At 47.6% G+C, this 18,089-nt stretch carries 16 protein-coding genes; 15 read left to right on the forward strand and 1 reads right to left on the reverse strand.

Annotated features, from left to right (window positions below; all coding sequences use genetic code 11):
* The first annotated feature begins 141 nt into the window (after positions 1-141).
* The 4 genes from carA to FD960_RS04265 are packed head-to-tail and all read left to right on the forward strand — an operon-like array spanning position 142 to position 5,567.
* Positions 142-1,335: a glutamine-hydrolyzing carbamoyl-phosphate synthase small subunit gene (gene carA / locus FD960_RS04250; protein WP_215300587.1), complete on the forward strand. Its 1,194-nt coding sequence runs from the start codon at positions 142-144 to the stop codon at positions 1,333-1,335.
* Positions 1,335-4,598: a carbamoyl-phosphate synthase large subunit gene (gene carB, locus FD960_RS04255; RefSeq protein WP_215300197.1), complete on the forward strand. Its 3,264-nt coding sequence runs from the start codon at positions 1,335-1,337 to the stop codon at positions 4,596-4,598. Before carA ends, carB begins: the two co-directional genes overlap by 1 nt.
* 19 nt (positions 4,599-4,617) lie before the next feature.
* On the forward strand, positions 4,618-5,094 hold the full coding sequence (gene greA, locus FD960_RS04260; RefSeq protein WP_215300199.1) for a transcription elongation factor GreA: 477 nt from the start codon (positions 4,618-4,620) through the stop codon (positions 5,092-5,094).
* Positions 5,094-5,567 carry a DUF4149 domain-containing protein gene (locus tag FD960_RS04265; protein WP_215300200.1) on the forward strand — a complete coding sequence of 158 codons (474 nt, stop codon included), beginning with the start codon at positions 5,094-5,096 and terminating at the stop codon, positions 5,565-5,567. Before greA ends, FD960_RS04265 begins: the two co-directional genes overlap by 1 nt.
* A gap of 40 nt (positions 5,568-5,607) precedes the next feature.
* Here the strand turns inward: FD960_RS04265 and FD960_RS04270 are convergent, their stop codons facing one another.
* Positions 5,608-6,234, reverse strand: coding sequence for a YhbY family RNA-binding protein (locus tag FD960_RS04270; RefSeq protein WP_215300201.1), 627 nt, complete (start codon positions 6,232-6,234; stop codon positions 5,608-5,610).
* Positions 6,235-6,372: 138 nt separating this feature from the next.
* On the opposite strand from FD960_RS04270, the gene FD960_RS04275 reads away from it, so the two are divergent.
* The 11 genes from FD960_RS04275 (at position 6,373) to phoR (ending at position 18,088) form a co-directional block, all read left to right on the forward strand.
* Positions 6,373-7,047 (forward strand): RlmE family RNA methyltransferase, encoded by a 675-nt coding sequence (locus tag FD960_RS04275; RefSeq protein WP_215300203.1) that lies wholly within the window; start codon positions 6,373-6,375, stop codon positions 7,045-7,047.
* A 155-nt stretch (positions 7,048-7,202) separates the two neighbouring features.
* A complete protein-coding gene (ftsH, locus tag FD960_RS04280) occupies positions 7,203-9,080 on the forward strand; it encodes an ATP-dependent zinc metalloprotease FtsH (protein WP_215300205.1) in 1,878 nt (625 codons plus the stop codon).
* Between the two features lie 21 nt (positions 9,081-9,101).
* Positions 9,102-9,968: a dihydropteroate synthase gene (folP, locus tag FD960_RS04285; protein WP_371817443.1), complete on the forward strand. Its 867-nt coding sequence runs from the start codon at positions 9,102-9,104 to the stop codon at positions 9,966-9,968.
* 27 nt (positions 9,969-9,995) lie between these two features.
* A complete protein-coding gene (gene glmM / locus FD960_RS04290) occupies positions 9,996-11,339 on the forward strand; it encodes a phosphoglucosamine mutase (RefSeq protein WP_215300208.1) in 1,344 nt (447 codons plus the stop codon).
* Between the two features lie 115 nt (positions 11,340-11,454).
* Positions 11,455-12,477, forward strand: coding sequence for a phosphate ABC transporter substrate-binding protein PstS (gene pstS, locus FD960_RS04295; RefSeq protein WP_215300210.1), 1,023 nt, complete (start codon positions 11,455-11,457; stop codon positions 12,475-12,477).
* A gap of 86 nt (positions 12,478-12,563) precedes the next feature.
* A complete protein-coding gene (gene pstC / locus FD960_RS04300) occupies positions 12,564-13,553 on the forward strand; it encodes a phosphate ABC transporter permease subunit PstC (protein WP_215300212.1) in 990 nt (329 codons plus the stop codon).
* Positions 13,550-14,416: a phosphate ABC transporter permease PstA gene (pstA, locus tag FD960_RS04305; RefSeq protein ID WP_215300214.1), complete on the forward strand. Its 867-nt coding sequence runs from the start codon at positions 13,550-13,552 to the stop codon at positions 14,414-14,416. The genes pstC and pstA overlap by 4 nt, the downstream gene beginning before the upstream one ends.
* A gap of 8 nt (positions 14,417-14,424) precedes the next feature.
* Entirely contained in the window at positions 14,425-15,264 is an 840-nt protein-coding gene (pstB, locus tag FD960_RS04310) for a phosphate ABC transporter ATP-binding protein PstB (RefSeq protein WP_371817444.1), read from the forward strand.
* A gap of 12 nt (positions 15,265-15,276) precedes the next feature.
* Positions 15,277-15,981, forward strand: coding sequence for a phosphate signaling complex protein PhoU (gene phoU / locus FD960_RS04315; protein ID WP_215300215.1), 705 nt, complete (start codon positions 15,277-15,279; stop codon positions 15,979-15,981).
* A gap of 31 nt (positions 15,982-16,012) precedes the next feature.
* Positions 16,013-16,726, forward strand: a complete 714-nt coding sequence (gene phoB / locus FD960_RS04320; RefSeq protein ID WP_215300217.1) for a phosphate regulon transcriptional regulator PhoB — start codon at positions 16,013-16,015, stop codon at positions 16,724-16,726.
* A gap of 57 nt (positions 16,727-16,783) precedes the next feature.
* On the forward strand, positions 16,784-18,088 hold the full coding sequence (gene phoR / locus FD960_RS04325; RefSeq protein WP_215300219.1) for a phosphate regulon sensor histidine kinase PhoR: 1,305 nt from the start codon (positions 16,784-16,786) through the stop codon (positions 18,086-18,088).
* Position 18,089: the final 1 nt, after the last annotated feature.

Below are 18,089 nucleotides of genomic sequence, written 5' to 3' on the forward strand. Positions count from 1 at the left end.
CTGGTATCATTACTAGGTTCAAAACTTAATAAATTACCCTAGCGCTTAAAGACACTCACCTCCCGCACAAACAGTCCTGGGTTGGTCTTTTTGGGGTGTTGAGCGTCGGATGGAGCAGGGACTGGAGATGGTTTGTCACCCTTGCTTCCTTCTTTTCCTCCCGCCGTGTTGGCTTTAGCCGACGGCACATTATTTCCCGGCCTTAGCATTGGCGCCCCTGGCGAAACTGCCGGCGAAGTCGTTTTCAATACCGCACTCACTGGTTATCAAGAGATCATTACTGATCCTAGCTATTGCCGCCAAATTGTCACTTTGACATATCCGCATATCGGAAATGTTGGTGTGAATGGGCAAGATACTGAGTCTACTCAAATTCATGCGGCTGGCCTCGTGGTTAAGGACCTCTCTAAGCGGGTTTCTAATTTCCGCTCCGAAGAAAGTCTTGATGCCTACCTCTCCAAAGCGGGAGTCGTGGGTATTTCTGGGATTGATACTCGTAAGCTCACACGCGTTTTGCGCGATAAGGGTGCTCAGTCGGGCGCCATTGTGGCTGGCAAGATGGGTGATGATCTAGAGACTCTCGGCAAAAAAGCCTTGGAGCTTGCAAAAGCCTTCCCAGGTATGAATGGCTTAGATTTAGCGAAAGTTGTCACCGCTAAAACGCCTTACGAGTGGCGTGAAGCCGAGTGGAATTTGCAAGGTGCTGATGGCAAACCGGCATACGGAACTCTGAATCAAAGCAAGCCCGTCAAGAAGGTCGTTGCTTACGACTTGGGCGTCAAGCGCAATATTCTGCGCATGCTCACTGAACGTGGCTGTGAATTAACGGTGGTACCTGCACAAACGAGCGCTGCTGAAGTATTAGCGATGAATCCAGATGGCGTGTTCTTCTCGAATGGACCTGGCGATCCTGGTCCTTGTGATTACGCTATTGCTGCCGCAAAAGAAATAATTGAAAAGGGTATTCCTACCTTTGGTATTTGTTTGGGCCATCAAATCATGGGCCTAGCTGCTGGCGCCAAAACCTTGAAGATGAAGTTTGGTCACCACGGTGCAAACCATCCTGTAAAGGATTTGGATACGGGGCGCGTAGCCATTACCTCCCAGAATCACGGCTTTGCAGTGGATGCGAATACATTGCCTGACAACATTCGGGTAACGCATGTTTCATTGTTTGACGGATCCTTGCAGGGGCTTGCTTGGAAAGATAAGCCTGCCTTGTGTTTCCAAGGTCATCCAGAGGCCTCACCAGGCCCTCATGACATTGCATATTTATTTGATCGTTTTGTGGAGCTCATGAATGTTAACGATGCTGCCAAGAAGGAGGGCAAATAATGCCTAAGCGTAGCGACATTAAAAGCATTCTGATTATTGGCGCTGGTCCAATTGTGATTGGCCAGGCATGTGAGTTTGATTATTCTGGCGCGCAGGCTTGTAAAGCTTTGCGAGACGAAGGTTACAAAGTTATTTTGGTCAACAGCAATCCTGCAACCATCATGACTGATCCTGAGATGGCTGATGTGACTTACATTGAGCCTATTACTTGGGAAGTGGTTGAGCGCATTATTGCGACAGAAAAACCCGATGCGATTTTGCCAACGATGGGTGGTCAAACCGCCTTGAACTGTGCGCTCGATTTGCATCGTCACGGCGTTCTTGAGAAGTACGGTTGCGAACTGATCGGCGCTTCTCCAGAAGCCATTGATAAGGCGGAAGATCGTCAGAAGTTTAAAGATGCGATGACCAAGATTGGTCTTGGTTCTGCAAAGTCTGGTATTGCCCACTCTATGGATGAGGCGCATGAAGTGCAACAGCGCATCCAAAAAGAAACTGGCAGCCTTGGCTTTCCAGTAGTGATTCGTCCTTCATTTACGATGGGTGGATCTGGTGGTGGTATTGCGTATAACCGCGAAGAATTTGAAGAGATTTGTAAACGTGGTTTGGATCTGTCACCAACGCGTGAACTCTTGATTGAAGAGTCACTCTTGGGTTGGAAAGAGTTTGAGATGGAAGTGGTGCGCGATCGCGCCGATAACTGCATCATCGTTTGCTCGATCGAAAACTTAGATCCAATGGGTGTTCATACCGGCGATTCCATTACGGTTGCGCCTGCGCAAACATTGACCGATAAAGAGTATCAAATTCTGCGAAACGCCTCGATTGCGGTGTTGCGTGAAATTGGGGTTGATACAGGTGGTTCGAACGTCCAGTTCTCGATCAACCCAGTTGATGGCCGTATGATCGTGATTGAGATGAACCCACGGGTTTCACGTTCATCCGCATTGGCCTCTAAAGCAACTGGCTTTCCAATCGCAAAGATTGCCGCAAAGCTAGCTGTTGGTTACACCTTGGATGAGTTGAAAAACGACATTACTGGTGGCGCGACTCCGGCCTCATTTGAGCCATCTATCGACTATGTTGTTACGAAGATTCCGCGTTTTGCATTTGAGAAATTCCCGCAAGCGGATTCTCGTTTGACAACGCAGATGAAATCCGTAGGTGAGGTGATGGCGATTGGCCGCACCTTCCAAGAGTCCTTCCAAAAGGCATTGCGTGGCCTAGAGGTCGGCGTAGATGGTTTAGATGAAGTCTCGACTGATTTGGATGACATCATTCAAGAGATTGGCGAGCCAGGTCCAGATCGTATTTGGTATTTGGCTGATGCATTCCGCATGGGTATGGGCCTAGATGAGATTTACAACGAGACTAAGGTGGATCCTTGGTTCTTGGAGCAAATCGAAGAGCTCATCACTATGGAAGCTGAGCTCAAGCAACGCAAGATCGATAGCTTATCTGCTGCGGAGTTGCGTTTCATCAAACAAAAAGGTTTCTCAGATCGCCGCTTAGCGAAATTATTGGGTGTAGATGCATCTTCAGTTCGCGCCGCGCGTCATCGCTTAAAAGTCACGCCTGTCTACAAGCGCGTGGATACCTGTGCCGCCGAGTTTTCTACCAATACAGCCTACTTGTACTCCACCTATGAAGCAGAGCATGGCGAGTGCGAGTCTCAGCCGACCAGCAAAGACAAGATCATGGTCTTGGGTGGTGGTCCAAACCGTATTGGTCAGGGTATCGAGTTTGACTATTGCTGCGTACATGCTGCCTTGGCAATGCGTGAAGATGGTTATGAAACCATCATGGTCAACTGCAACCCAGAGACTGTTTCAACAGACTACGATACTTCCGATCGCTTGTACTTTGAGCCTTTGACCTTGGAAGATGTTTTGGAGATTGTGGCCAAAGAAAAACCAAAGGGTGTGATTGTTCAGTATGGCGGACAGACTCCATTGAAGTTGGCGTTGGATCTTGAGGCAAATGGCGTTCCGATTATTGGCACTTCACCAGACATGATTGATGCCGCGGAAGATCGTGAGCGCTTTCAGAAGTTATTACATGACTTGAATTTGCGTCAGCCGCCAAACCGCACAGCGCGTGCGGAAGATGAGGCATTGAAGTTGGCCGACGAAATTGGTTACCCATTGGTTGTGCGTCCTTCCTATGTATTGGGTGGCCGGGCTATGGAAATCGTTCACGATGGCCGTGACCTCGAGCGTTATATGCGTGAAGCGGTGAAGGTGTCTCACGATTCACCAGTATTGCTAGATCGTTTCTTAAATGACGCGATTGAGTGCGACGTTGACTGTATTAGCGATGGTCAGCGCGTGTTTATCGGTGGCGTAATGGAGCATATTGAGCAAGCTGGCGTGCATTCGGGTGACTCTGCCTGTTCATTGCCGCCATACTCTTTATCAGATGAGACGATTGCAGAAATTAAGCGTCAAACTGCGGCGATGGCTAAGGGTCTCAATGTGGTTGGTTTGATGAACGTGCAATTCGCGATTCAGAATGTGGATGGCAAAGATGTTATTTACGTGCTCGAGGTAAATCCACGCGCTTCCCGTACTGTGCCATTTGTATCAAAGGCTACTGGCTTGCAATTGGCAAAGATTGCGGCACGTTGCATGGTTGGGCAAACCTTGGATCAACAGGGTATTAAGAGCGAAGTGAAGCCAGCGTACTACTCTGTAAAAGAGGCGGTATTCCCGTTCAATAAATTCCCAGGTATCGATCCAATTCTTGGGCCAGAGATGCGCTCCACTGGTGAAGTAATGGGTGTTGGCAAAACCTTTGGCGAGGCTTTGTTTAAGTCCCAGCTAGGTGCCGGCATCAAGTTGCCAAAGAGTGGCACCGTGGTGTTGACAGTTAAAGATAGTGATAAACCCAAGGCAGTTGAAGTAGCCAAGCTTTTGCATCAATTGGGTTTCCCAATGGTGGCTACCAAGGGTACTGCCGCAGCTATTGAAGGGGCTGGTTTACCAGTTCGTGTTGTGAACAAGGTAAAGGATGGTCGTCCACACATCGTTGACTTGATCAAGAATGGTGAAATCTCTTTAGTGTTTACTACTGTTGATGAAACTCGTACTGCGATTGCTGATTCACGATCCATACGCACTAGTGCACAGGCTAATGGCGTGACGTATTACACGACGATTAGCGCTGCTCGTGCGGTAATGGATGGTTTGATGGCTTCGCAAAACGGTAGTAAAGAGTCTCTTGAAGTGTATTCATTGCAAAATTTGCACAAGACTCTCAATTAATTTAAGTTAGGTTAGAAGCATGAGCACAATTCCAATTACTAAGCGCGGTGCAGAACTCTTGAAAGATGAGTTGCATCGCCTCAAGCATGTTGAGCGTCCAGCGGTTATTAACGCGATTTCTGAAGCGCGCGCTCAAGGCGATCTCTCTGAGAATGCTGAGTATGATGCTGCCAAAGAAAAGCAGGGCTTTATCGAAGGTCGTATTCAGGAGCTTGAAGGTAAGTTATCTGCTGCGCAAATTATCGATCCTGCCGCGCTTGATGTCACAGGCCGTGTTGTATTCGGTGCCACTGTCGATCTCGAGGATTTAGAAGATGGCACTAAGCTGACTTACCAAATCGTGGGTGATGACGAGGCTGACATCGCATCAAACAAGATTTCCATTAGCTCACCAATCGCGCGCGCTTTAATTAGCAAAGAAGAGGGTGATGTGGTTGCGGTTCAGGCGCCTGGCGGTAATCGCGAAGTAGAAATTCTGGCGGTACGTTACATCTAATGCTACAGCTTCGAACCCAAAGAACTTTCAGTGTCATTTCTGGTCTTTGGGTTGGAAGCTTTATTACCGTAGGATTTCTGGTTGTTCCTGTTTTATTTTCTACGCTTGGCGATCGTCAGGTTGCTGGCTTGGTTGCGGCAAGCCTTTTTAAAACAATCGCCTATATGGGTGTTGCCATCAGCGCTCTCTTGATGCTCATGGCGAACTACCTGGTGAAGCAGGGCATCGCTCACTATCACCTGATCCGTTGGATTCTGTTGGGAATGTTGGCTTGCGCTGTAGGGTCTGCATTCATCATCATTCCTTGGATGAATTCTTTAAGAGACCAAGCGCTGTACCTCGGATTATCTGTGCGAGAGTCTGCCAACGCTGTTGTGTTCAATCGACTTCATGGCGCCTCCAGCACCTTGTTCATGATTCAATTTTTGCTGGGTCTTGCCTTAGTGTGGCGAGCAACAAAAAACGCCGACTAGCGGCGTTTTTCTTTTCAACAAGCTTTGGGCAGTTCCAAGCTTAAGACCCCAAAGACTTTTTCTTGGTGCTGCTCATGCGCACTTTACGTTTCTTGATTGGTGCAGGTGCGGCAGCTGCTTTGCGATAGCCAGGAGATGACCAGCCAATTTTGGATTCAGCAGCTTCCGAGCGTAAAACGCGCTTCTTCGGAGTGGCGCTCTTTACAGCAGCAGCTCTAGCAAACGGTGATTTGTTTGCAGCGGAGCGACGATCAGATCTCTCGGAATCGCTGGTGCGAACGCCAGCTTTTGCAACGGTGCGATTTGGCTGACGCTTAGTACGTGGCGCTTGTAATGATTTCTTGGTCTGCTTGCTGGATCTGCCGAGATTGGAAAAAGCCTCATCCACCATATCTTTTGGTTTCCAGAGCACAAGCAATTTGCCAATGTGCTGAACTGGGGCGGCGTCGAGTTTGTCGCAAAGTTCTTCATACATCGCGATGCGGGCTTCACGGTCGTCACCAAAGACGCGAACTTTAATCAGGCCGTGGTGAGAGATGGCTAATTTAGCTTCTTTGATCACCGCAGGTGTGAGGCCGTCGCCACCGATCATGACCACTGGACTGAGGTCATGAGCGTCGGCTTTAAGGGATTTGCGTTGTGCAGGGGTAATAGTAAGTGCAGTCATGGCCTCGATGATAGAGCATTAGGGCTTGTAAAACGGGGCTTTCGCCCATATATATGCAGGAATCAGGCAGTTTTAAGCCGAATCCTTTTGCCTTACTGGGCATAAACAAGGAAAATAGGCGTCGAAAGTGGGTAAGTTGTGGCAAAGAATAAATTTAATAAAAGTTGGTTGCAGGATCATTTGACGGATCCGTACGTCAAGATGGCTCAAAAAGAGGGCTATCGCGCTAGAGCCGTTTACAAGCTCAGCGAAATTGACGATCAAGACCATCTCATCAAAGCCGGTATGACGATTGTGGATTTAGGAAGCGCCCCAGGGAGCTGGTCTCAGTACGCCCGCAATCGACTAACGGAGTTGGGTAAGAGCAATCCTAAAATTGAATCTGGCAAACCAGATGGCACGATTATTGCGATCGATATCTTACCGATGGAAGATATTGCCGATGTCAGCTTCATTCAAGGGGATTTCCGGGAAGAGGAGGGTTTAAAGGCCTTGGAAGCACTTTTGCCAGCGGATGCCGATGGAAAAGTCGACCTAGTCCTTTCTGATATGGCGCCCAATCTTTCTGGGGTTGGTGTAGCTGATGCTGCCCGGATGGCATTTTTAGCTGAAATTGCCTTGGATTTTGCTGTTCAGCACCTCAAACCAGAGGGTGCTCTCTTGATTAAGTGCTTTAACGGTAGCGGCTACAGTCAAATCGTGGAATCCTTCAAAAAGGTATTTAAAACCGTTGCCTCTAGAAAGCCTAAGGCCTCTAGAGCCCGATCCTCTGAAATCTTCCTTTTGGGCCGAAACCTCAAGCCGCCGAAGTGAGCCTCCGATCAGGAAAAATACTCAATAACCCACTTTAAATAGGGGTTTATTAAATAAACCTAGCTCAAGCCCTTGAAAAAGGCTGGTAGTAGAATCAAATACTTAGGTATAGCAATCCGCTTTAACTCCCGGATTAATCCGGCAAAGGTCTCTTTTTGAACAGCAATATGTTGCAAAAAATCGGTGTGTGGCTCATTGTGGGTCTGGTGCTGTTTACTGTTTTCAAGCAGTTTGACAAGCCTAAGGATCAAAACCAAGTCACGTATTCTCAATTCATGGATGACGCCAAAGCTGGCAAAGTGAAGCGCGTGGATGTGCAAGGTCGCACATTGCAAGTGACCCCGAATGACGGCAATAAGTATTCCATCATCTCTCCGGGAGATATTTGGATGGTTGGTGACCTGATGAAGTACGGCGTTCAGGTAACTGGAAAAGCGGACGATGAACCAAATATGTTGGTATCTGCTTTGTACTACCTTGGACCTACTTTATTGATTATTGGTTTTTGGTTCTTCATGATGCGTCAGATGCAGGGCGGCGGTAAGGGCGGGGCATTCTCATTCGGAAAATCCAAAGCGCGTTTGATTGACGAGAACAGTAATACTGTTACTTTTGCCGATGTTGCTGGTTGCGATGAGGCGAAGGAAGAAGTATTTGAGATTGTGGACTTCTTGAAAGATCCGCAAAAGTTTCAAAAACTCGGTGGCCGTATTCCTCATGGTGTGTTGCTAGTAGGCCCTCCAGGGACTGGTAAGACTTTGTTAGCACGTGCGATTGCAGGCGAAGCAAAGGTGCCTTTCTTCTCGATCTCTGGTTCAGACTTCGTAGAAATGTTCGTGGGCGTTGGCGCATCTCGTGTACGCGATATGTTTGAGAACGCTAAGAAAAATTCACCCTGCATTATCTTTATCGATGAGATTGATGCGGTAGGTCGCCATCGTGGCGCCGGTATGGGTGGCGGTAATGATGAGCGTGAGCAAACGCTCAACCAAATGCTAGTAGAGATGGATGGTTTTGAAAGTAACAGCGGTGTGATCGTGGTTGCAGCAACAAACCGTTCAGATGTATTGGATCGCGCTTTACTGCGTCCAGGTCGTTTCGATCGCCAAGTGCATGTTGGCCTGCCAGATATTCGTGGTCGCGAACAGATTTTGCAAGTACATATGCGTAAAGTTCCAATTGATCCGGATGTAGATGCCGCTGTTCTAGCGCGCGGCACTCCCGGTTTCTCGGGCGCTGATTTAGCCAATTTGGTAAATGAGTCCGCCTTGTTTGCGGCGCGTCGCAATAAGCGTGCTGTCGATATGAAAGACTTTGAAGATGCTAAGGACAAGATCTACATGGGTCCTGAGCGTAAGTCTGCGGTGATGCGCGAAGAAGAACGTCGCAATACCGCTTATCACGAGTCTGGCCACGCAGTAGTTGCTAAGGTTTTGCCTAAGGCGGACCCTGTACACAAGGTCACCATCATGCCTCGTGGCATGGCATTGGGCGTGACATGGCAGCTCCCTGAGTTTGATCGCGTGAACCTCTATAAAGATCGCATGATGGAAGAGTTGGCGATCTTGTTTGGTGGCCGTGCTGCTGAAGAAGTGTTCTTACATTCGATGAGTACCGGCGCTTCAAACGATTTCGAGCGAGCCACCAAAATGGCGCGTGACATGGTTACTCGCTACGGTATGAGTGATAGTTTGGGTACGATGGTTTATGTGGATACCGAATCCGAGAGCATGTTCGGTCGCACTAGCTCAAAAACTGTTTCCGAATTGACTCAGCAAAAAGTGGATGCCGAGATTCGTGCGCTCGTGGATAGTCAGTATGCGCTGGCAAGATCCATTCTCGAGCAAAACCGTGACAAGGTAGAAGCGATGGTTGCCGCTTTGCTCGAGTGGGAAACTATTGATGCCGAGCAAATTAACGACATCATGGAGGGTCGTCCTCCTCGTGCGCCTAAGCCTCCGCCTGCTACACAGTTCGGTAATTCAGCTGGAGCCACTGGTCCAGCAGCTGGTAGCGCACCGGCTACTGCTTAACTACTCTCTTAGTATTTTTAAGTGAATAAGCAAAATCTGCCCGCAACATGGCGTTGCGGGCGTTTTCTTTTTGACTTTAGTAAACGTAAGTCACCTTTGGTGATGGGCATTCTCAATGCCACTCCCGATTCTTTTTCTGATGGTGGAAAATTTCGCGCTCCAAGTGATGCGATTGCGCAAGCGGAGCGCATGATTGCTAATGGCGTAGATCTTATTGATATTGGTGGCGAGTCTACTCGTCCTGGTGCTGAGCCTGTTTCTTTGCAGGAAGAATTGGATCGCGTTCTGCCGGTCATTGAGGTGCTGAAAGATTGTGGTGTCGCTTTATCAATCGATACCTATAAAGCCGAAACAATGCGTCAGGCTTTCAGGGCGGGTGTTGATTGTGTGAATGATATTTGGGCATTACGGCAAGAAGGCGCCCTTGAGGCTGTATTGGAAAGTAATGCGGAGGTAAACTCCTGCGGCATTGTGCTGATGCATATGCAACGCGATCCAATGACTATGCAGTTTGATCCTCACTATGAGAATGTGATTGCTGAGGTAAAAATATTCCTGCAAGAGCACGCTACTTTGTTAGAGGGTAGGGGTGTCGCCCCCAATAGAATAGCGATTGACCCAGGATTTGGTTTTGGTAAAAGTCTTGAGCACAATCTAAAGATGCTGGCGGATTTTGATCAATTCTCTGAGTTGGGTTATCCCGTTTTGGCAGGCATTTCTCGTAAGTCGATGCTGGGCAAGGTGACGGGTCGCGATACCAATGAGCGGGTAGCCCCGAGTATTGCCGCAGCCATTTTGGCCGCAGATCGTGGCGCCCAGATTATCAGAGTCCATGATGTAGCGGAAACGGTTGATGCTTTGAAGATCTGGGAAGCAATTCAGGGCTAAATACCCGTAGGTTTTATAATCAACCCCATGAAAAAACAATACTTTGGCACTGATGGCATCCGCGGCGAAGTGGGGCAATTTCCGATTGTTCCAGAGTTCATTACGCGCCTCGGTTATGCCGCTGGAAAAGTATTGGTTGCTAATGCCAAGTCTGGCGAGCGTTGCAAAGTACTCATTGGTAAAGATACTCGGGTCTCGGGCTACTTATTAGAGGCTGCTCTAGAGGCGGGTTTTGCCGCAGCTGGCGTTGATGTGATGTTGTGTGGTCCGATGCCAACCCCAGGTGTCGCGTATTTGACTAAGGCGTTACGCCTGACGGCTGGTGTGGTGATTTCCGCCTCACACAATCCTTACCAAGATAACGGTATTAAATTCTTCTCCGCCGAAGGTGGCAAGCTCACGGATGAGTTTGAGTTTGCTATCGAAGCGGAACTGCAAAAGCCGATGGGTTGCGTTAATTCTAAAGAGCTTGGTAAAGCCTTTCGATTGGATGATGCAGCAGGTCGGTACATTGAGTTTTGTAAATCCACTTTCCCTGGAAGTCTCAATCTAAAAGGCCTCAAGCTGGTGGTCGATTGCGCTAATGGTGCCGCGTACCACATTGCCCCTCATGTGTTTCATGAATTGGGTGCAGAAGTGATTTCTATTGGTGTACATCCTGATGGTCGAAACATTAATGATGGTTGTGGTGCCACTGCTCCTAATGCCCTAATTACGAAAGTAAAAGAGGTGGGTGCGGATTTAGGTATTGCGCTGGATGGTGATGCTGATCGCCTGCAAATGGTGGATGCTTCTGGGCGTCTGTTTAATGGCGATGAGCTTTTATATGTTCTCGCCAAAGATCGCATTGCGCGTGGCCAAGCTTTGGGTGGTGTAGTAGGTACGCTAATGACCAACCTTGCCGTTGAGAACGCCATTAAGGCCTTAGGTATTGGGTTTGAGCGCGCCAATGTGGGCGACCGTTATGTGCTTGAGCTCTTGAAACAAAAGGGCTGGTTAATTGGTGGAGAAGGTTCGGGCCATTTATTGTGTTTGGATCAGCATTCAACCGGGGACGGCACTATTGCGGCATTGCAAGTTTTGGCAGCAATGAGCCAAAACAAGCAGGGCTTGGCTCAGCTCTTAGATTCTGTGCAAATTTTCCCTCAGGTGCTTTTGAATATTAAATTTAGGGCAGGCTACGACTGGAAGTCTGATGATCAGCTCAAATCCAAGATTAGCCAGGTTGAGCAGCAGCTTCAAGGTACGGGTAGGGTGCTCATCCGCGCCTCGGGGACTGAACCCGTCTTGCGCGTCATGGTGGAGGCTCAGGATGGTGATGTCGCTATGAGTTCAGCCAAGAGTATTGCCAACCTGGTTCCTACTGCATAAGCCATTGAATTTATTGACTAATTTAGAATTAAGTCAATTGTCACAAAAGAGTCACACTCAAATCGTATCGTTCTGATATCGCAATCTTGCGTTATTAATCTGAGGATCGATCTACATGAAATCTTTCTTGAAAAAAGCGTTGGTCATCAGCGCGATTTCAATTGCTCCAGTTGCTTTTGCGGCGGATATGACTGGCGCTGGCGCAACATTCCCGTATCCAATTTACGCTAAATGGGCAGAAGCCTATAAAGCAAAAACTGGCTCAAACTTGAACTACCAATCTATCGGCTCCTCCGGTGGTATCAAGCAGATCAAAGCTAAAACAGTGGATTTTGGCGCATCTGACAATCCAGTGAAATACGAAGATTTAGAAAAAGACGGTTTGCTACAGTTCCCAGCAATTATTGGCGGTGTAGTGCCGGTGATTAACGTTGAAGGTGTTAAGCCTGGCGAAATCAAATTAGACGGCCCAACATTGGCCGATATCTTCCAGGGTGTTATTTCTGATTGGGGTGATAAGCGCATTGCGATCATGAACCCTGGCGTGAAGATTCCTTCCGGCCCAATTACCGTAGTTCACCGTGCCGATGGTTCAGGCACGACAGCAATTTTTACTGACTACTTAGCAAAAACCAGTGCTCTTTGGAAAGATGCTGTTGGTTCTGGCGCAGCGGTTAAATGGCCTGCCGCTTCATCAGTAGGTGGCAAGGGTAACGAAGGTGTTGCCGCAAACGTGACTCGCGTTAAAAACTCTGTTGGCTATGTTGAGTATGCATACGCTAAGAAAAACAAAATGACCTATATCTCTTTGAAAAACAAAGATGGCAATTTTGTTGCACCAGACGATTTGACTTTTGCTGCCGCTGCCGCTGGCACTGATTGGTCTAAGGTTCCAGGTATGGGTACATTTATTACCAATGCTTCTGGTGCTAAGTCATGGCCTATCACTGGCGCTTCTTTCATCTTGATTTACAAGAATCCTGAAAACAAGGCGAATGCTGCCGAAGTCATCAAGTTCTTTGACTTCGCGTTTAAAGATGGCAAGAAAATGGCTGAAGAGTTGGACTACGTGCCAATGCCTGACGCAACAACAGATTTTATTCGCAAGAATGTATTTTCCAAGGTTGTTACTAAGTAAAACTTGATCATTGATAAATCTCAATAATCATTAAAGACAGCTCCACCACAGGTGGGGCTGTTTCAATATTTAAATAAGCACAATTTATGATTGAATCAACCCAGTCTCACTCAGCGCCTACGCCTCAAGCGCTTCGTATCGCCAAGGTGCAGCGCATTCAAGATTTTCTCTTTCATGGGATTACGCAGTTCTTTGCCTTGTCTGTGTTGATCGCCTTGCTGGGAATTATGATCTCTTTGGTGATTAACGCTTGGCCCGCATTAAGTACTTTTGGTATTGGATTTTTCTTTACTCAAGAGTGGGACATTGTGAATGGTGAGTTTGGTGGCTTGATTGCCATCTATGGAACGCTAGTGACTTCCTTGATTGCGTTATTAATCGCCGTTCCCCTGAGTTTTGGGATCGCTGTTTTCTTGACGGAGTTATGTCCAGGATCGCTGCGCAGACCCTTGGGCACCGCTGTGGAGTTACTGGCCGCAGTTCCTTCGATTATTTACGGAATGTTTGGCTTATTTATCTTTGCGCCACTGTTTGCTGAATACATTCAACCTGCTTTGGCTGCAACACTTGGGCAGATTCCTGGTTTAGGAATTCTGTTTTCTGGGGCCTTTAATGGTATCGGCGTCTTGTGTGCTGGCTTGATCCTCGCGATGATGATCTTGCCGTTCATTGCTTCTGTCATGCGCGATGTATTTGAGATTGTTCCGCCGGTGTTGAAAGAGTCCGCTTATGGCATTGGCTGCACAACCTGGGAAGTGGTGAAGAACGTTGTTTTACCTTACACCAAGGCTGGCGTGATTGGCGGTGTGATGCTCGGTTTGGGTAGGGCGCTTGGTGAAACAATGGCCGTCACATTTGTGATTGGTAATGCACATCGCTTATCTCCCTCCTTGTTTGCGCCTGGAACTTCTATTGCATCTACTCTTGCCAATGAATTCGGTGAGGCTGAGGCTGGCAATCATTTATCTTCCTTATTTGCCTTAGGCTTGGCACTCTTCATCATTACTTTTGTTGTGTTGGCATTCGCTAAATGGATGCTGAGCAATATGGAGAAAAAGCAGGGCTTAAAAACATGAACAACGCTTCTAATATCGACCCAGCAGTTTTTGCTAGACGTAAGCGCGCCAATAAGATTGGTTTAACTTTATCCATGGGTGCCATGGGCCTAGGAATGATCTTTCTGCTCTGGATTTTGAGTGTCCTGGTATTTAAAGGCTTTTCAGCGCTAGACATCACGCTGTTCACCCAAAGTACTCCAGCTCCTGGCTCGGATGGCGGCGGTCTCGCCAATGCTATCGTTGGCAGCTTATTGTTAGTTGGTTGCTGCACGCTGATTAGCACCCCAATTGGTGTTTTGGCTGGCCTATACCTTTCTGAGTATGGTGACCGAAGCCGTGTTGCTGCGGTTACTCGTTTTGTCACCGACATCATGCTTTCAGCACCGTCCATCGTGATTGGCTTGTTTGTCTATGCGTTTGTGGTTGCGCAAGTTCGCCACTTCTCCGGTTGGGCGGGTACGATTGCATTGGCGCTGATTGCGATTCCAGTGGTCGTTCGTACCACGGAGAATATGTTGCGTCTCGTTCCTGGAAGTTTGCGTGAAGCCGCATACGCCCTAGGTACCCCAAAATGGAAGGTGGCATTTATGATCACCCTCAGAGCAGCCCAAAGTGGTGTGATGACTGGTATCTTGTTGGCGCTAGCGCGTGTTAGCGGAGAAACTGCACCCTTACTGTTCACTGCGCTGAATAATCAATTTTTCTCTACCAATATGAATGCCCCCATGGCGAACTTACCAGTAGTGATTTTTCAGTTCGCAATGAGCCCTTACGACAACTGGGTTGAGCTTGCGTGGGGTGGTGCTTTATTAATTACTTTTGCTGTATTGGGTTTAAATATCCTGGCTCGGGTAGTGTTCCGCGAGAAGGTGCAGGGATGATGAGTAATATGAAAACAATGTTTGACTTAAATCAGGTGGATAGTCAAGGAGCTAGAGTGGATTCAACAAATAATCGGCAAGCCCCAAAAGCGGTTGTAAACGCTCTTGAGGTACGCAATCTTAATTTCTTTTACGGCGCATTTCAGGGTCTGAAGAACATCAATTTGAATATTGAAGAGGGTAAGGTCACCGCCTTTATTGGACCATCAGGCTGCGGTAAGTCCACCTTGCTCAGAACCCTCAATCGCATGTATGACCTCTATCCGGGTCAACGCGCGGAAGGGGAGATTAATTTTTATGGTCAAAATATTCTGACTCCAGGTCAGGACTTAAATTTATTGCGCTCCCGTATTGGTATGGTTTTCCAGAAGCCAACACCATTTCCAATGTCGATATACGAGAACATTGCTTTTGGCGTACGTTTGTACGAAAAGCTTTCTCGCTCTGAAATGGATGAGCGTGTTGAATGGGCGTTGAATAAAGCGGCCCTATGGAATGAAGCTAAAGACAAGCTAAACCAAAGTGGCCTTTCTTTATCAGGCGGTCAGCAGCAGCGCTTATGTATTGCTCGTGGCGTGGCTGTCAAGCCATCGGTGATTTTGCTGGACGAACCTACTTCTGCACTGGATCCAATCTCTACCGGAAAGATTGAAGAGTTGATCAATGAACTGAAGCATGAATACACTATCGCAATCGTGACGCACAATATGCAGCAAGCAGCACGAGTTTCTGATTACACCGCTTATATGTACCTTGGAAGCCTGATCGAATACGGTAAAACTGACGAGATCTTCATTAAGCCTAAGCGTAAAGAGACAGAAGATTACATTACCGGCCGTTTCGGTTAATTGGAGACAAGAATGCCAGATAAACACCTTTCATCACAATTTGATGCCGATTTAAATTCCTTATCTAGTCGTTTATTAGAAATGGGCGGCTTAGTTGAGTCGCAGATTTCTACCGCGATGCGCGCTTTTACGCAAATGGATATTGAAACTTGCAATGTCGTTATTGCAAATGAAAAAGCAGTGAATGATCTGGAAATTCAGATTGATTTGGCTTGTACTGAGGTGATTGCTCGTCGCCAGCCCACAGCTAGAGATTTGCGCTTGGTGATGGCTGTATCCAAGGCAATTACTAACTTAGAACGTGCTGGAGATGAAGCCGAGCGCGTTGCTAAAAGAACGAAGCGTCTGATTGAGGCTGGAGCTACCCATAACATTAATGTGGCTGAAATTCGTTTATCCGGTCAAATGGCCATCTCCTTGCTGCGTCGTAGCTTGGATGCTTTTGCTCGCTTAGATACGGTTGCGGCAGCAGAAGTGGTTCAAGAAGATCGTCAGATTGATGAGGAGTTTAGGGGATTTGTTCGTAAGCTCATTTCTTACATGATGGAAGATCCGCACACAATCACAACAGGATTGGATATGCTGACTATTGCGAAAGCCATTGAGCGTATTGGTGATCATGCAAAAAATATCGCTGAGTTTGTGATCTATGTAGCGAAGGGTTCTGATGTGCGTCATATTCCTCACGAGGATTTAGTACGCGAAGCGAATAAATAAAATAGCAAGACAAATCAATACGGAATTTAAGATGACGCACCGCATATTGATTGTGGAAGATGAGCCTTCAATCGCAGAGTTGATCGCGATTAATCTCACACATGCTGGCTATGAAGTTGAGAAGGCCCTTCAGGCTGATATCGCGTTAAATATGATGCGTGATCAGCTTCCCAGTCTATTAATTTTGGATTGGATGTTACCCGGAAAGTCCGGCGTACAGTTTGCTCGGGAGTTGAGGGGAAACGAGAGAACTCGGGTGCTGCCTATTTTGATGTTGACCGCCAAGAGCGAAGAGTCCGACAAGGTTCTTGGTCTTGATTCTGGCGCTGATGATTATGTTACAAAACCATTCTCCCCTAAAGAGTTGGTGGCGCGTGTTAAGGCGCTTTTGCGCCGTCAAACACCGGTTGAGGATAGCGGGCCATTGGCAGTAGGCCCCCTAAGGTTGGATCCACTTTCTCATCGGGTTAGTGCGGTTTGGCCAAATATGGAGCCCCAAACACTATCTTTGGGACCAACGGAATATCGCTTGCTCCAATTTATGATGGCTAATCCTGAGCGCGTTCACTCAAGAGGCAATTTGCTCGATAAGGTTTGGGGCAATGAGGTGTATATCGAGGAGCGCACTGTTGATGTCCATATCAAAAGGCTTAGAGCCGCTTTAGCCCCATCAGAATGTGATCGCTATATCGAGACTGTCAGGGGTAGTGGATATCGCATCACAAAGACCCCAACCCAGACCTAAAGGGTGAGGTAGCCCCGGTTTTTATCGGGGATCCTCGAGATGCTCTAAGATTGACGTATGTTATCCGCCTTAACTCGTTTTGCCTTCCTTATTTGCCTTGCGCTTTTGGCTGCATATATCGTCTTGTCTAACTGGGGTGTTGATTCGGCGATCATCGCTGGCATGAGCGTTCTCGCTGTCCCGCTTATTTACTCATATATCAATCTTGCGCGCTTAAGAAGATATGTCCTGTCTGATGCCGTTGAAACAATGCCTCTGCCCAGCGGATTTTGGGAGGAGGTTTTTTTTAGGCTTCAACGTCTTGTCAGAAATCTAAAGCAAGAAATCAGAACTGTTGAACAGCAGCACAGTAGATTCATAGAGGCATTCCAGGCCTCCCCAAACGGCATCTTAATGCTTGACGATCAAGATCAAATTGAGTGGTGCAATGCCATTTCAGAGCGATTTTTCGGTTTGAACTTCAAGCGTGACGCGCTCCAGCGAGTCAACTTTCTGATACGTCGACCAGAGTTTATTCAATATCTTCATAAGCGGCAGTTTGAGGAGCCTTTATTGCTTGAGCGCATGGGTCCGGGGGCTAACCTAAGCCTCATGCTGCAAGCCTTTCCTTATGGCGATAAACGACATCTACTATTGATTCAGGATGTAACGGATCTGCAAAAGGCGGATGCGATGCGTCGTGATTTCGTGGCGAATGTTTCGCATGAAATGAGGACTCCAATTACGGTGTTGATGGGCTTTCTGGAAACGATGCAATCGCTTGATCTTGATAAGTCTCAACAGCACCAATATTTTGAAATGATGATGTCCCAAGCCCAGCGAATGAAAAGTCTGGTTGAGGACCTATTAACCTTGGCCAATCTCGAGGCTAATACCTTGCCCGCTCCCATGCAGGCCATTAAGATCCCGACCTTAATGGCTTTGTTGAAGAATGATGCTGAAGCACTTTCGCAGGGACGCCATGCGTTTAATTTTGATATTTCCAGTTCCGGGGAGTTGATGGGTGAGGAGCGCGAGATTCTCTCGGCGTTTGGAAACTTGGTCTCTAACGCAATTCGTTACTCACCTGATGTGGCTTCTATTAGTGCAAATTGGCGCGTTAATGCGGATGGTGAAGGTGAGTTCTCGGTTACTGATACCGGACCTGGTATTGCTTCAGAACACTTGTCCAGGTTAACTGAGCGCTTTTACCGGGTAGATCGAAGTAGATCCAGGGAAACGGGTGGAACTGGTTTGGGTCTGGCGATTGTGAAGCATATTGCTAATCGCCATCAGGCCCAGTTAATTATTGAGAGTACTCCGGGGAAGGGAAGCACTTTTACCTTGCGCTTCCCAAAAGAGAGGATTTTGCAGCAAGGATAAA

This window comes from Polynucleobacter sp. AP-Nino-20-G2 (genome assembly GCF_018688235.1).
GTDB lineage: Bacteria > Pseudomonadota > Gammaproteobacteria > Burkholderiales > Burkholderiaceae > Polynucleobacter.